This window comes from Pectobacterium sp. A5351 (assembly GCF_028335745.1).
GTDB lineage: Bacteria > Pseudomonadota > Gammaproteobacteria > Enterobacterales > Enterobacteriaceae > Pectobacterium.
On record NZ_CP116477.1, the window covers coordinates 3,543,787 to 3,560,353 of the forward strand.

Genomic DNA, 16,567 nt, shown 5'->3' on the forward strand with positions numbered 1-16,567 from the left:
CGCTACGCGCTGTTGAAAGATTTTTGCGGGGCGGCTTCACGATAGTTATCGGCCTTCTGCTCTTCCCTGAACGTTCCGCTATGGTATCGGCATACACATCACAGGGAAGGATGCGATGCAGCCTCACGATGCCATCTTCAAACAGTTTTTAAGCGATATTGATATCGCCAGAGATTTTCTTGCCGCCCATTTACCACCTGCGATTCAGCAGCGGTGCGATTTTAGTACATTGCAGTTGGAGTCTGCATCGTTTATCGAAAACACTTTACGCTCTCGCCTGTCAGACATGCTGTACTCACTGCAAACCCACTCTGGTTCTGGATATATCTATTGCGTCATAGAACATCAAAGTCGCCCCGACAAGCTCATGGCCTTCCGGCTATTACGCTATTGCCTTGATGCTATGCAGCAGCATTTATCCCAGGGCCATCAGTCGTTACCCGTAGTTATTCCACTCCTGTTCTATCACGGCAAACGCAGTCCTTATCCATATAGTATGCAGTGGCTAGATCATTTCACCGATCCAACACTCGCTGCACAGGTCTACCACCATGACTTTCCGCTAATAGACCTGACCGTTATTCCAGATGAAGAGATCAAAACGCACCGCCGTGCCGCACTGCTAGAACTCGTGCAGAAACACATCAGAACACGGGATATGCTGGAATTGGCACACGACATCGGGCTATTATTTGAACACTGGAACCTGTCTTTGCCACTGCGGCACGCGTTATTACTGTACGTCGCGACAGTGGGCAATACGTCTGACATAGACAGGTTCATTGATTCAGTGGCAGAGCCCCTGTCAACGCATAAGGAGGACACAATGACTATTGCACAACAATTACACCAAAGGGGATTTGAGCAGGGGATGCAAGCTGGGCTACAAGAAGGGATGAAGGCCAGCGCACTAAACATAGCCCGCCAGTTGCTGCAAAGCGAGATGGAGCTGGAATTAGTTCAGCGCGTTACACAATTATCCGATGAAGATATAGCGCCGCTACTCCGCAGCGAACAGAAATAGTTTTTTATCGTGGGCTATCCCTGCCCACGCCCCTTCGGGCCAACGCTTTGCGTTGTTGAAAATCGCTCCTGCTCTTTTTTATCGTGGGCTATCCCTGCCCACGCCCCTTCGGGCCAACGCTTCGCGTTGTTGAAAATCGCTCCTGCTCTTTTTTATCGTGGGCTATCCCTGCCCACTCTCCAGAGAAATCCAACGCTTCACATGATTAAAACTGGTTTTACTCCTCGCTTAAGGTCACCACGTCGTACATCACGCTGCCGCCTTTTAATTGCAGTGTGATCGTGTTGTTGCCGTTTTTCAGGAAACGGGATGACACGGGGATACGGGCAATGTGGTAGCGACCGCTTTGTAGCGCACCGCGATAAATAGTTTTGTCGTTTCCGTAAGTCAGTGTTTCCAGCATCCTGCCGTTTACCCCTACCGCTAGCTGCGGCAGGGTCGGTTCACTCATGCCGCTATTGCTGGCTGCCGCCAATGCGATATTCAGGAAATAGGTTTTCTTCTCAGGTTGCAGGGCAAAACGGATATCCCATTTTCCCGGTTTGGTCTGCGCGTAATACCAGTCGCGTTGATAGTCGCTGCGGCTAATATCGAACGTCAGATTGGCAGGCACCTCATGCTGCCAGCGGGTATTGCGTGCCTCGTCGCCAAAGCGGAATTCACTTGCCTGACGATTGGCTTGTCCAATGGCCCAGATAACCGGTTCAGCTTTGGGCAAAGCAATCACAGGCAGCGCTTGCTTGTCACCGGAAATGGACAGCGTCTGCTCTGCCAATATCCCCGGCTGCGTACCGCTATTGGCGTAGACCGCAAGGTGGTAATTGCCCGGACGGACATGGGAAATCGCAAAATTCCCCTGTGTGTCTGTCGTTGCCTGATATGCATAGCCACGGGTTTGTACATCAAACGGTTCATCCAATGATGATGAAAGCACCACCGTCACCGGTCGCTGGCTGGCAATGCGTCCGCTAACCTGTGTGCGATCGCGCACATAGCGGGAATCGTCCACCCATGTGTACGGCCAACTGACGGCTTCCGTCAGCGCCTGACGCCGTGCATCTGCCAGAATCTGTTCGGTATCGCCCTGATTGATATACAGCAGCCACGGGCCGTAGAATTTTTTCCAACCTGGAGGCGCTACCATATCTGGCGTACCGAAGTGTGAACCCGTCATGTAGTTCAGAATGATCGCATCCTGATGTACCAGCAGATCCTGCTTGAGCGCATCGCCGGAAAAATACTCCCGATTGCCGTGAATCAGCCATGCGCCCACGCCATTGCCGAAAACGCCCCAGAAAGGCGCGGCGCGCACATAGCCAGCAAAATCATATTTGGAGTAGATACTGCCATCCGGTAGCTTCCAGGTTTCATCCTGTACCTTCGGTGCCGCTTCAAGTTGGCTGTAAAGCAGCGGTTTACCCTGACGTTCGCCGTTATAGAGATGGTCTAACCGGGCAGGATCGAAGCGGTATACGTTACGTAGTTCACTGACTTTAACGTCCTGACTGCCGCGATTCTCCGCCACTACATAGCTGTAAAGTCCGCTAACGCCGCGACGCATAATCAGGTGATATTCAAGCCGTAACAGCCCGTTCCGGTCATCGATATAGGCGACATGCGCCATATCACGATCGTTGCGCAGCACCTCCACCCGCTCGGGGACAAAATCTTTGACGCCTTTGACATAAGCATCGTTAACATAGTAATCGAGATAAGCGCTACGCGTTTTGCTTGGGTCGCGCGCCGCGCCGGACAGGTTGGTGACAATATTCTTATCCCCTGTCACCATACTCACCGCGCTGCCATCCTCGCCAAATGCGACGCTGAGTAAGCCATTATCCAGCACAGTATGCAAACCAGAAACGGATAGCGACACCGCATTATCCTGCGCACTATAGCCATAGGGCGCCAGCATGGCCCCCACCAACAACAAGACAGATCGCTTCACAGTCAGCCCTCTTGTATTCAGTCGGTTAAATCATAATTTTCATCGCAGCGGTTCAAGGTAACGGTCAATGCCAGATATTAGGGGAAACACGGTGATGAGGTTCCCGCAGGGACACCTCGCACCGTGGTAGCCCCGTGTATCTCGATATCACGTCGCTGCCTTGCCACTAATGTAAAAAAATCAGCTATTTTAAACAGATAGAATGGAGATAACAGGAACAACATAATCGAGAGGGATAAGCGTCCTCCTTCACGTCACTGCCAGCAGAAACAGGAAGCTGGCAGTGACAGGAAGAAAGTCAGGATCGACATCGCAGAAATCACAACTGGTCAGAATGACAGTTCGCGAATCAGTACGGCGAACACGACTTTCCAACCGCGAATCAAAAGACTTTGCGCCTCACCGTCCATCACCACCGTGCCGCGCAGCACCTGCGGCTGAGCACGATAATCGTCCGGCAGACTGAGCAGCACGCGATAAACGGCCTGTTCGGGATGCAGTTTGCGCTGCGCATCGCTCAGCGTGGCGATATCCCCGCCATACACCGAAGCCAGTTCTGGCGCAGCGTTCAGATCGCGGGTCGCCGTGCTGGCAATGTCCACAATCGTGAGCGGCAGCGACGAGCGGCTGACATCCTGTAAATAAAATGTGCCCTTTCCGCCCATGTGCAGCCGCTGCCAGTCTTTTTCCGACACGAACGCCTCTACCAGCCCGCCGGTTGGCTTGGTGACGACCGCCAGCCATTCACCCTGCCCCAGCCACTCGCCGGTTTCCAGCGGCGTTGCCATGTCAGCCACCACGCCGTCTATCGGCGCACGTACCGTCAGTTGTTCAGACTGACGCCGCAAGACCTGTAACTTTTGCAGCGCCGCTTCATGCTCCTGCTTCACCCGCTGGTGATCGCCAACCGCTTCCTTGTTGAATACCTGAAAGGTACTTTGCCACTTCAGCGTCGCGATCTGTCGCTCCAACTGCTGCCGTTCATGCGCCAGCGCGTCAGACGACAGGGTAAATAGCGTTTGCCCAGCGCGCACCGGCTGACCGACCTGAACCTCAATGTGCTGAATCATCGCGGGCACAGGCATATACAGGCTGCTTTGCTGTTCCGCACGCAAAAGCGCGGGTGCATACACGCTGCGCTTCCAGGGAATCAGCAACACAAGCAGAAGTACAGCGCTCACCGTTAGCGTGGTCGTCATATTACGGTTCATACGATAATCCTTACGGCGTTTACTCCATTCACGTACTTCATTCACTACCGGCATCACGACAAAGTAGCCGATTTCAATGGCAAAAAGCAGCATCCCCAATAACTTGAACGCCATGTGGTAAACCAGAATCGCGATACCAGTAAACAGGAAAAAACGATATATCCACACCGCAAAGGCATAGCCCACCAGCGTGCGTTGCAGCCAGCGCGGGAAGCGCTCCGGCGGGGCATCCCCTAAGCCGAACAGCCATTCCCTCATCTGCCAGCGGCCGATAGCAAAGCCGCGGTTTTGCAGGTTCGGCATCTGTAGCCCATCGGACAGCAGGAAATAGCCGTCAAAGCGCATCAGCGGACTGAGGTTAATCGCCAGCGTCATAATCCAGGTGGTCGTCGCCAGCATAAATGCGGCGCTGCGCAGCATACCGTCCGGCAAAAAGCTCCACGCCAGCGTCGCCCATGCCGCCAGTACCAGTTCGGTCACCATGCCTGCCGCACCAATCGCCATCCGCTGCCGCCGACGGGTGAGCTTCCATGAACCGGACGTATCGGTATACAACACCGGCATCATCACCAGAAACGCAACGCCCATCGTGGCGACCCGCGCACCAAAGCGCTTGCAGGTGTAGGCGTGGCCAAATTCATGCAGGATCTTGGTAACGCACAGCGTCAGCCCTGCCAGCGCTGCACCTTCCAGCGTGAAGAAATGCAAAAAGGTATGCTTGAACGTTTCCCACTGGCGTCCGGCGAGGAATAGCCCCAGCACGGCCACCAGCAGCGTCAGTTTGAGGAAAGTCCGACTGAAGAACGGCGCGACCCACGGCAGCGTCGCCCCCAGAAAACGATCGGGATGCCATAAAGGGATGCGAAAAAACAGATAGTTCTTCAACAGTTTGCGCCAAATGGAAACGCGTGACTGTTCCACCTGACGAGAAAACTGCGCCAGCGCGTCATCGCCGGACACGCGCGTCAGGCTGTTGGCCTGCAAGAAGCGGTTGAAATACTGCACATCGCTGTCATCCAGCGTGAGCGCAGAAGTTTGGTTAACCTCGGCCACGATCTGCGCAGCATCCCCGATCGACCAGCGCGAGAGCATCGCCATTTCTGCCCAGCCGATACGAAAATAGAGACCACGTATCGGATCTTCCAGCGTCCAACTGGGCGAACCGTCGCGGTTAGCCGGCCCGGCGTGCAGGATCAGTTCATCCCGTAGCGGGCTGAGTATGGCAGGCGACGGCATTACACCCCCAGCCAGACGCGCAGGGAAGCCAGCGGTTTACGCAGCAGGTAAACGAACAGCACCGTGCGTTTCCCGTACAGCTTAGCGGTTCCTTTCAGGCCCACGCGCAGCTGCGGGTCATCTTGCGTAAAGCGCGCCCGAAGCCGATAGGCCATCACATTATCCGGCGTCGGCGCAGCGCGATAGCCAATCTGTTCAAGCCGTGCGTCCTGTGCCGAATTCGGTGCCACATTGAGGAACAGGCGCACATCCGCGCCGTTTTCCAGTGCAATCGCGTCCGCCGCAGGCAATTGGATCTCCAGTTCAACATCGTGCGGATCGGCGATCATCATGATACGTTCCCCCACCGCCACCGAGCGCCCAATCCAGTCGTTGCTATCATCAAAAATCGCCACGCCGTCGCGCGGGGAAACAAGCTGCATGCGTTCCTGCTGGCGTTGTAGAAAATCCATGTCGCTCTGCGCCTGCTCACGGCGGCTTTGCAGCACAGCCAGGCTGGCTTTGCTATTGGCATCGAACAGCGCCTGCTGCTGTGCCTGACGATACTGAGCATCGGCGGTGGCAAACGCCTGCCGCGCTGACTCCAGCCGATTTTCCAGCTCGCGCACATCCAGCCGTACCAGCGGCTGATTGGCGCTAACGGTCTGATTAGGGCGTACCAGTATGTCATCCACCACGCCCGCCACCGGAGCGCGCACCATCACCGGACGATGCGCGACGATCTCTGCCGGTGCCAGCACCGACTGGCGAACGGGGATCAATAAGATCAGCACCAGCGCCACGATCCCTGCCAGAATCAAACGGCGTTTCTTCGGGTTGGTATTCGTCTGCCGCCGACGTGGTTTTTGCAAACTCGCCCACGCGTGGGCATACGCTTCTGCCAGCTTTTCCAGCAGCACGATCTCGGCAGGAAGCCACGCGCTGTCCCGCGCTAACACCAGCACCAGTGGCGTATCGCCCTGCGATAAACGCAGCGGTAGCCAGAGCAAAAACGCCGGCAGATGTTCCTGCCACAGGATTTGATCATCGACGGGTAGCTCGCGGCATTGCAGCGCCTGCGTTTGTCGCCCCTCTGCCTGCCACTGGCGGCACAGGCGGCTAAACTCGGTACAAAACGGCGCATTGTGATCGAGCGAGGCCAGCCCGGAAGCCACCTGCAAGCGCTGTTTATCGCAGTCCCACAGCAGCGCCTGTCGATATTTCACTACGTTGTGCGTCTCGTTGACGATAAAAAACGCCAGCTCATCCAGCGTTTCACGCGCTCTGGCACGGCTTTGCAGTTGTAACAGCTCGGCCAGCAGCGCCAGCCGGGTATCCTGTTCAGTTTGTGCTGCTGTCGTGTTCCGTTCGGTCATGGCGACACGCGGCCTGCATCAGGCGGCACGATTTGCGCCACGCCGCTCATGCCCGGCAGTAATCCGGCGGTGGATTGGGTTATGCGGCCAAAGACTTTTACCGATTGGCTAACCGGATCGATCGCCGAAGAAAGCCGGCTGATTTCCGCCGGATAGCTCAGGCCCGTTTCATCCAGCGTAACCTGAAAAGCGCTGCCCTGCTTTAACCACACCAGCCAGCGCGACGGCACGATCATTTCCAGCTCGAACGCGCTGTCATCATAAATCGCCAACAGCTCTTTACCTTCCGGCACGGATTCCCAGCGTTTCACCTTGGTTTCCGTGACGCGGCCGGAGAACGGGGCTTTGATAGCACAGCGTTGCAACATCGCGCGGTTAACGCCGCTTTCCGCCTGCGCCATCGACACCGACGATCGCGCTTGATCGACATCCGACAGGCTGATCGAATTGAGCTTGTCTAACCGATCGGCAATCGCCAGCTTCTTACGCGCGGCATTTTCCGCGGCGTTTGAGTAGTTCAGCTTTTCGCGCAGCACGGTGCAGTCAAACGTGATCAGCGTATCGCCCTGCTTGAATTGTTCGCCCTCTTTCACCGCAATATCCGTCACTTTCGCGGCAATTTCGCTGGATAACACGGTATAGCGCTGCGCGCTAAGCTGCACGCGAATGTCACCGGTTGTCGCAGCCTGCCCCCACAGGGGCAGACTCAACGAACTCACGAGCAACAGCGGACGCATGATGCCGAAGGTCATTAACGCGAACCTCCCGCTTGTAGAGATTGCAGGTTATCCCACATATCGGTGTTCACCACGCGGTAAGGCTTGCCGTTAGTCGACGGTGTGACCACAGACGATGCTGCCGGTTTCACCACTGGGGCAACGGATACCGTTGTCGTAGCTGGCACAGCCGGTGTTGACAGGGACAGACGCGGTACAGCAACGCCGCCTTTCTCAAGGTTACCCGTGGTGCGGGCAATCGAGCTGCTCAGCGCCGCCAAGCTGACATCGCTCACGTTATCCGGCAGCACATCCAGTCCGGCAGCCTGATACACCGCCCCCAGCGCGTTCTGCACGTCGGCAAAGCTGCGGTCACGCGCGCGGGTGGTCAGAATGGTTTCCGTGCTGACACGCACCTGTTCCATCTGCGTTTCGGCACGATGCTGTACACTGAGCGTGGTCTGATTGAGGATGCCACGCTGAATCCGCGCCAGTTCCTGATAGCGACCGAACATCCGCGTGCTCTGCTGGTATTCCTGCCAGGCGACGTTTACCTGCGTCAGTACCGCCATACGCAGCGCCTGACGGCGGACTTCCGCCAGACCTTCATTCGCCTGTCCGGCGCGTTTCACCGATGACCACGACAGCACGTTCAGCAAGTTACCGCTGACCTGAACGCCGGCATTTGCCCACTGGTGATTGACCAGATAGCTGTTGCTGTCACCGTTGATTCCAGCAAACAACGACACGCCCGGCAGCAGACGCAGCAGTGATTTACGGGTTTCCAGTACGCTGTTGCGTGCCAGATAGCTCTCTTCGCGCACTTCCGGGCGTTTCACCATCGAGAAGTTTTCCAGATCGTCGAGCGAATAGGCCATCTTCGGCGCAACCAGACTGCTTTCGCTCGGCACGACGACATCGTATTTGCTCGACGGTGGCAGATTCATCAGCGCCGCCAGACGGGATTTTGCTACCACCAGATCGCTGTCAACGATTTCCAACTGGCGCACCATCTCCAGCATATTTTTCTGGAAACGCAGCGCCTCAACCGGTGCCAGCAAACGCTGTTGCTCGGTCTGGCGCGCATATTCCAGCGCCTGACGCGCCTGCGTCAGCGCCGTGGTCACTTCCGGCTGCAAACGTTGTGCGGTGGCCGCTTCCCAATAGGCCGTCCGCACCTGGCGGGTAATATCCGCCACGACGCGACGACGACGCTCTTCCGCCGCCAGCGATTTGTTCGCCTGCACTTTGGCGTTGAAATAGCTGATACCGAAGTCCAGCACGTTCCAGCTCATCGTCAGATCGGCGGTGCGCTGGGTTTGATCCTGACTGGTAGACGCTTCCAGCGATTGTCTTCCCGTGGTCACCGACTGGCTGCTGGAACCGGCCACGTTATCGCGAGTTTGCAGCCCGGCACGCGCGGTCAGTTTCGGTAACAGCATATCCAGATTCTGTACGCCCAACAGGTCGTCTTCCATCGCCTGTTCCATCAGCGCGACTCGTTGTTGCAGGTTATATTTCAGCGCACGGGCAATCGCTTCATCCAGCGTGATCGTACCGCGTACCGGTTCCTGATTGGCGAACATCTGCGTTCTGTCGCTCAGCGCCTGGGCAACCTGCTGCTCAACCGTAATCGGCTCAGGCTTGACGGCACAGCCCGCCAACCCCAGACAGGCAAGGGTCACGGCGATCCGTAACACCCGGGAACCTGCGGTACGTGGTGTAGCCTCGTGTTGAACGTGCTGCTGCTGACTGTCGTGTTGCTGGCTATCCCAGAAATGCGCTATGTGCTGATTCACCCGGGTTCTCCCCATCTTCTATTTGTCTGTTCCCTTCGGCTTGCAGGCGGTGGCCTGCAAGCGCTTAGGTGTGTGTGGTTAAGGAATAAAATCTCGTCTCGATCTGCGGCGTGCTTACGCACGCAGGCTGCTAAGTTCACTGAGCGCCGCCAGCAGCGCATCCTGTTCAGGCTGGTGCTGATGCAGTTGTTCAGTAAAGGCGGTTTTTCCCATTGGTGCTAATCGTTCTGCCTCCCGGTTTTCCGTCGGGAATGAAGACCGTTGCATTGCGCCACGATCAGTCGCCATTTCTGCACCAGCGCCCTGCCCGGTTTGCAGCGTAATCGGTACGATCCGGCTAGTACCGTCTGCGGCCTGCGCTTTCAACGCCAGTTGGATCTGGTTAACCTGCACCGCACTGGCATCGGTAATGCGCACCACGCCGCTGCGAGCATCAAACTGCACCCACGCAGGCAGCGGACGCCCGTTCGCCAGTTGCAGCGTCAGCATGGCGTTGCCTTCACGCACGCTGAACATGCGCTGCGGCAGGCTAAAGGCCAGTTCGCCGGAGGCATCCGGCAGCAACGCGCCTTGCACGCTGCTGAACGCCGATTCCAGCGCTGTTGTCTGACCACGTACGCTCAGGAACAGGTTGGAATCCGTCGAGCGCACGGCGGCGCTATCGCGTATCGCCGCCTCAGCACGTGAAGAGAAGTTGACCTGCTCCAGCGTCGGCATCAGCTGTGACATCACGGGGTCGAGTACCCAAGGCGCATCCGATGGTCGTGTCGTATCGGCAGCGCGCTGGCGTGCAGGTTCAGCGGTGGTGCTGGTGGGTAACGATTGTGGTTGCGCGTCTGGACGAGACAGATCGGCGACAATCGCGCCTAACGGCTGCTCGCGTTCTCTTTCATCCGCATCCGCGGGCAGGCTTGCGCCCTGCTGCACCAGAATCACCGGTGCCGCTGTTGAGGTGTTATCAGGATTGGCCGGCTCCGTCGGCGTGCCGGGGTCGACCGGCGTAACAGGATCGACTGGCGTTGAGGCAGCATTAATCGTCAGCGCCACAGTCAGCGCCGTCGCGTTCCCCGCGCTGTCCGTGGCGGTAATCGTTACGTTAAACGTTCCCGCCGTTGACAGCATGCCGCTGAGAGTACGGGTTGCGCTATCAAAGCTCACACCGTTAGGCAACTGTGCCGCGTTAATGGTTATCGTTAGCGTGTCATTCTCTGGGTCGCTAAACAAACCAGTGGGCAAGGCATAAGACCAGTTAGAGCCAACCTGAGCCGTAGGCGGGGTGAACAACTCAGCGTGACCAACAGGTGGCAGGTTAACACTATCGGAAATCGTCACCGTCGCCTCATAAGGCGTGGAATCCTGCTCTCCGTCATTCAGTATCACACGGAGTGCCACAGAACTTTCATTAACCACGACTGTGCTGCGCCACCCCATCTGGCGCACAAGAGCGGTGGCCTCATCACGGGAAAGGCTCGCGGTAAACGTTACAGAAGCCCGGCCATCAGCCTGATCCAACGTTGCCACCGGTTGCCCATCTTTACTGATAACGTTACCCGATACGGTAAAACCGTTGCCGGCAATCATCTCAAAACGATCGTTTGATGACGGAGATTCACTGCGCTGAAACACAACAGATGCCCCACGGTAATCCCCTGCCCCGCCATTTGCAGCATCTAATTCCGCATCACTGAGTATCAATGTCGGCACCGCTGCAACCGCAGATCCCCCATTGGTATAGAAAGCACTTAGCGGAGTCTGGCGCATCACCACCAGCGCATCGGCAAGGATAATGATTTCACCTCGTGGTGATACCGTAATTTTCTGGGCATCCGCCAGATTATTCTGGGTATCAATACGTTCCAACGTGTCCGCAGAATAATAAGCCAGAGAACCATCGGACAAGGCGACGTACAGCGTTTTATCATCTGCTGACAGTGAAATGTCTTCCACCGTTGCGGTGCCATTGAGCGTGCCCAAATGCGTTAATGTCCCGGCAGCGTTGAGTCGGAAAGCATCTATTTTCAATGGGTGGTTAGTTACCGTGTTTTCCCCTGTCCATCCGTTAAAGGAACTGGTACGGCTATTGGCGATAAAGATCGTTTTTCCATCGGCGCTGACTGATAAATGCTGCACATATTGTAGATCTACGACTTTGCCGGTGCTGTCTGCTTCCCCAGAATGGAGATACGTCAGCGGGGTCAACTGACCTGTTTCACTATTACGTTGATAAACAATGAGTGATGAACCATTGCTGGGGTTGGTCACCACATAAACCTTATCTCCCTGCGTGACAACTTCCGTCGGAGACCACAAATAAGGCGGTGATGACATATCGCTCTGGAGATCTTGAAGATGGGTCAGTGCGCCAGTCGTGGTATCTCGCCCATAAACGATAATCGTCGTCCGATCCATCAGATAAAGGTTTTTCCCATCATCCGACAGCGTAATCTGCGCCGCATCCCAGATCTGTTTGAGAGAGCTTTGCTCTGTCAGATTGCCTTCACTATCAAGAGCGAAAGTAACAATAATCCCTTCGCTGCTATTTCTTTGCAGAGCGTATAAATTCGCACCATCAGACGTCATTTGGAGTTGAATGACACCGCTGGCAATAGCGCTCGTCCGCATGTGCGTCAACGTGCCATCGGCATTGCGAGTAAATAACGCAATGTGACCCTGCTGGTCAGCAATATATACGCGGCTACCGTCAGCAGACACCGTGCTGCTCGTTGAGCCAGTCAGCCCAAATGTCGACAATTCCAGAGTCTGTAACCGATCTAAATCGCCGAATGACAGAACAGGATCGTTGTTGATAACTGGAACATCATTAATCTGTGTGATGCCTATGGTTACAACCGAATCCTGAGAAACCAGATAGCGATCGGCCAGCGTCACCGTCACCACAACCTGTGCGGCTGGCGTATGGCTGTCGCTGGCGTAGGTAATCTGGCGCAGCGTATTCTGCACATCTTCCGTGGTTGGAATCGTGCCTGCATTCGCATTAAAGCGAATCGTCAGCACACCGTCTTGGTTACTGATTTGACCAATGGTGACACCGTTTTTCTGAAGCGTATCGCCCGACAGCGTCAGGCCATTGCCTGCACTGAAGCCCAGCTTATCCAGCGCCGTTTTGCCATCGCCCAGTGTAATCTTGAGCGTCGCGCCGTCATAGTTGCTCTTGCCGCCGTTGAGTTTGTCCATCTGCGCGTCGGACACCGTCGCCTCCGGTGCCAACACGATAGGATCGGCACGTTCGGTATACGTCGGCGTGGTGACAGGAATCGTGATAACTGGCGCAGTATTGGTTTCTACCGCCGGTGCCAGCGTTAGCGTAATCGCCTGTTCTAGTTTGGTTTCCGGTGCGCTGCCGTTATAACTATTTTCCTTGATCATCAGGGTGACATGGCGTTCACCGCTGGACTCGCTGCCCAGATAATTGTAGCCAATGCTGTCAATGATCGCGGCGGTTCCACTCGCGTCTCTCGCGACATACAGGAGAACCGTCGCTTTACCGTCCTTCACATCAACAGAGTATTGCAAGCCGCTGGCGGTGCGGGGAACACCGCTGGATTTTTCGAGCACAATCGTGCTGCCATCAACGCTAATAACTTCGTTAGGGCCTGAGACATCAAATGTCAGTACCACCTGCCAGATGGTTTGTCCGCGCTCAATGGTGTCGATATGCGTATCTTTAAACAGCTTAACGAACTCGCTGTTGCCCGGAATCTGTGGATTCAGCACCGTCGTCGTCAATATCGCAGGATCGTTCACGCCAACGAGATTAACGGTGATGTCCATACTAGCAATGTTATTGTCGCCGTCATTAATCCTGAAGGTGAATATCGGCGACGATCCTGCCTGTTCGGGATCCTGACTGGTGTTGTGGTAGGTGATCTGGCGCAGCACATTCTGCGCATCGGCTTTGGTCACCGCCGCCGTAAATGTCACTGTCAGCACGCCCTCCACCTGCGTAAAGGTGGCGATCGCCGTGCCGTCTTTAACGAGAGTGTTACCGTCCAACGTTAAGCCGTTATCCGCCTTAAAGCCAAAGGTGTCTTCCGGTAGCCCATCCTTTTCCCGACTAACGGTGATGCTCGCACCGTTATAGTTGCCCACGCCATTATTTAACGCATCAAGCTGCGGATCGGACAGACGACCAGACGGCAGCAGCACCGTGGCGTCACGACCTTCGGTATAGCTTGCACCGGCGATGCCGATATTCAGAACATGGACTTTATCGCCACCAATCAGGTAAAGCTGCTTACCATCAGCACTCAGTTCCACCTTTTGCAGATCGGAGAAAGAAATGCCGATCGGGCTATTCCAGTCACCACTGATGGTGGATTTCAGCGTCAGGCTGCCATCTTCTGCGCGGGAGAAGATTGAAATGTTCTTACCGATCACAAACAGGGCCGTGCCATCGGCAGAAACGACCAGATCGGTCGCCAGTGCCTCGCCGGAATCGCCACCATCATTGGCAAACGGCACTGTCGAGACCAGCGTAAGCGCACCATCGGCACCTACCGTTATCGTATTGAGCGTGTAATTGCCCACATCGGCATGAATCGCATACAGCGTTTTGCCGTCAGGGGATAAGGCAAGTGAATTGATGTAATACAGGTCTTCGCCTTCAGCACGAATCTGGGAAACCTGGGTGAGCTTGCCCTCAGCATCAATGCTGAACCCGGTGACACCAACCGTATCGCCTAAACCCGACACAAACAGATAACGCCCAGTCGGATCCAGCACAAGACGGCTAGCGCCGATCAGATTATCGGTCTGAGACACCGACGTCAGACTACCGTCCGTTCCGCGTTTAAATACCAGTACGCTGCGGCTGTCATTATTACTGTCAGTTTGAGCCGCAGTCATGTAAAGATAATCGCCCTGCGAAACAAGATGGGAACGTACGTCCAGCGAATGACCGCCCAGCGCGGCTTGATCAAGCACAGCGGCTTGCGTCAGTTTCCCCTCGCTGCCCACGCTGAAGATCGTGACGGCATTACCTTCACTGCCCACCACATAGAGATATTGTCCATCAGTGGACAATGCCACGTCTGACGCTCCCGCCAGTGACTTGATCGGCGTTATTTTTTCATCTGTGGATTCTGATGTGAACGTTTTCGACAGGGTAAATTTATCTGACGCATCACGGACAAAAATGCTTAACGCCGATGAACCACCATCAAGTGAACTCACAACATACAGGTACTGACCATCAGCAGAAATGGCAGAAGCTCGCACGCCTATCATCACATCTCGTCCAATAACGTCACTGTACCTCTCTTGTAAAGACTGATCTTTTTCCAATGCTGAAGATTCCCCCGCGATCGCAGGCACTGATGAAACCACAGCAAGTTGAGACATCGTGGCATCATCACCAGATACTGTGTCTGTTGCCGCAACGTGCGCAACCACATCCACCGCCGTGGAAACAGCCGCAGCATCAAACATCATGCGCGGTTCCAATACCCACGCCTGACGCGGCGCGCGCGTTAAGCCTGAACCAGATTTTGAGCGGGAAAAAGTCATCGTGTCATGTCCTGTAATGAAAGGGGCAAATCGCGTCATTCCTGGCTACATTCCGCGGTCATTCAACCAGCCGCACGTAACCGCCCTCGGTTTCGATCTGGCCGGCGATACGATCCAACCGTTGAATCAACTGATCCTCAACGCCCTCTGCGCTGAAGCCTGCACCATCGATAAAGCTCATACGTTTTTCGCCCTCGGTGCAGATCAGCAGACCCGGCGTCGCTTCTCTGTCGAACAGGTTGCGGCCAAAGTCTTCAGGGTCGCCGGGACGAATGCCGATAAAATAAAATTTGATGTTGCGCGCGCGGAAGCTGGAGCACAGATCGCGAAAACGCTGTGCGGCAAAGGAACGGGCAGGATCCGAGCCGGTCGAACCTCGAAATTCGTTACGATTGAAGTTGTAGCTGTCGGTGTCGAACCAGTTACCGATGGTATTCGCCATCATGACGATCACCTTTTGCCCGTCACCGTTGCCATCCAGATTGAAGTCCAGCGGCAGGGTCGCATCTCCCCAGCCGTCTGAACCGCGCATATTGGGCGACAGCGCCGCGCCTGCCCACCCCATCGCGATGGCATAGTTGGTATTGAAACGTGGCTGTAACTGACCAATGCGCTGATTCAGCTTGCTTTCTTCATTGGTCAACGGCATCAGTGCCGCGTTCGGGCACCCTCTATCCGCGACGATAAAGCGGGTATCTACAGCATCAGAGTTGTTATCCCACGGGTAGAGATCGGGGTTGGGGCCACGCCAGGTAATCGGCGGCGCGCCGGGACTACCGTTTTGCGGCAAATCGTGGCGGTAGTACACGCGAAATTGCCCAGCGGGCGGCTCATCCCAGAAGAAATTTTCTTCCCGTCCCAGCCCACGGTACATGCACAGCAAATTCGCCCGGCGATCGGGGAAACGACGGTCAGCCAGACTACTCACCACACCGCTGGCAAACAGCGAACGCAGCTCTGGCGGGTTCAGCGCACTCGGCGTAGACCAGCGACGAATGCGGTTGGCATCTTCCGCGTCGTACACGTTCACCGACTGGCTGTACGGCACCAGCGACAGCCACAGGTTGTCGCGTTTACCGTCCGCGCTGCTTAGCATGCGCTCAACGAAGCTGCGGCTAACGCTTTTCAGCGAGCTGATATCGGCATCACTCATATCCCCCGTTACTGGCATCACAAAAGCCACTTCCGTCGGACGGTTGACGATCTCTGACGTCGAATACACTTCCTGCTTCCTTGCGCCGAGGCTCAGCAGGCTGGGCTTAGTTTCAAAGGCGACGGTGACGGTATAGGTTTTACGCGTAGCGCTGTTTTGCCCTTCCATGACGGACACATCACCGACCACCAGCTTTTCACTCAGGGCCTTATTCATTCCTAGGTTATTTTTAACGTACTCATACGCCAGCTTCGTAGTGTCTTCCTGGCTGTACTCTTCACCGTTAATGGTCGCCTGATGCCCGACAGCCAACGCGGCAGCATCCGTCGCGCGTTTGATTTGTGTCGCATCGCCGGTGGCCGTAGAGGTATCCACGATAAAAGCCGCCGTCACCAATAACGCCATCGCACCCAGCACATAAAACCCCGTGCCTGCGCCATTTTCCTGCTGAATAAAAGCGGACAGGCGTTCATGCCAGAACAGAGTGATTCCGGTAGCGTCTTTTTTTACTCTTCTGTTCTGTAAGGTTTTTCTCATCCTTTCCTATCCTGTATTCCTGGATTCAGCGCGAACTTAACCCACCCATAAAACGGGAAAAT

At 55.6% G+C, this 16,567-nt stretch carries 8 protein-coding genes; 1 reads left to right on the forward strand and 7 read right to left on the reverse strand.

Features of this window, described 5'->3' with window-relative positions; translation table 11 throughout:
* Positions 1-115: 115 nt before the first annotated feature.
* On the forward strand, positions 116-1,024 hold the full coding sequence (locus O1Q74_RS16340) for an Rpn family recombination-promoting nuclease/putative transposase (protein ID WP_271874658.1): 909 nt from the start codon (positions 116-118) through the stop codon (positions 1,022-1,024).
* Positions 1,025-1,241: 217 nt separating this feature from the next.
* Here the strand turns inward: O1Q74_RS16340 and O1Q74_RS16345 are convergent, their stop codons facing one another.
* The 7 genes from O1Q74_RS16345 to O1Q74_RS16375 form a co-directional block, all read right to left on the reverse strand.
* The gene (locus tag O1Q74_RS16345) at positions 1,242-2,972 is read right to left on the reverse strand and encodes a polysaccharide lyase family protein (protein WP_271874659.1); all 1,731 of its coding nucleotides are present in this window, start codon (positions 2,970-2,972) and stop codon (positions 1,242-1,244) included.
* Between the two features lie 329 nt (positions 2,973-3,301).
* Positions 3,302-5,419, reverse strand: a complete 2,118-nt coding sequence (locus O1Q74_RS16350; RefSeq protein ID WP_271874660.1) for an HlyD family efflux transporter periplasmic adaptor subunit — start codon at positions 5,417-5,419, stop codon at positions 3,302-3,304.
* Positions 5,419-6,774 (reverse strand): efflux RND transporter periplasmic adaptor subunit, encoded by a 1,356-nt coding sequence (locus O1Q74_RS16355; protein WP_271874661.1) that lies wholly within the window; start codon positions 6,772-6,774, stop codon positions 5,419-5,421. The genes O1Q74_RS16350 and O1Q74_RS16355 overlap by 1 nt, the downstream gene beginning before the upstream one ends.
* Positions 6,771-7,526: an efflux RND transporter periplasmic adaptor subunit gene (locus O1Q74_RS16360; protein WP_271874662.1), complete on the reverse strand. Its 756-nt coding sequence runs from the start codon at positions 7,524-7,526 to the stop codon at positions 6,771-6,773. Before O1Q74_RS16360 ends, O1Q74_RS16355 begins: the two co-directional genes overlap by 4 nt.
* Positions 7,526-9,289: a TolC family protein gene (locus O1Q74_RS16365; protein WP_271874663.1), complete on the reverse strand. Its 1,764-nt coding sequence runs from the start codon at positions 9,287-9,289 to the stop codon at positions 7,526-7,528. The genes O1Q74_RS16360 and O1Q74_RS16365 overlap by 1 nt, the downstream gene beginning before the upstream one ends.
* 114 nt (positions 9,290-9,403) lie before the next feature.
* Complete coding sequence (locus tag O1Q74_RS16370; RefSeq protein WP_271874664.1) at positions 9,404-14,815, reverse strand: beta-propeller fold lactonase family protein; 5,412 nt, start codon at positions 14,813-14,815, stop codon at positions 9,404-9,406.
* A gap of 58 nt (positions 14,816-14,873) precedes the next feature.
* Positions 14,874-16,505 carry a Tad domain-containing protein gene (locus tag O1Q74_RS16375; RefSeq protein ID WP_271874665.1) on the reverse strand — a complete coding sequence of 544 codons (1,632 nt, stop codon included), beginning with the start codon at positions 16,503-16,505 and terminating at the stop codon, positions 14,874-14,876.
* Between the last annotated feature and the right edge of the window lie 62 nt (positions 16,506-16,567).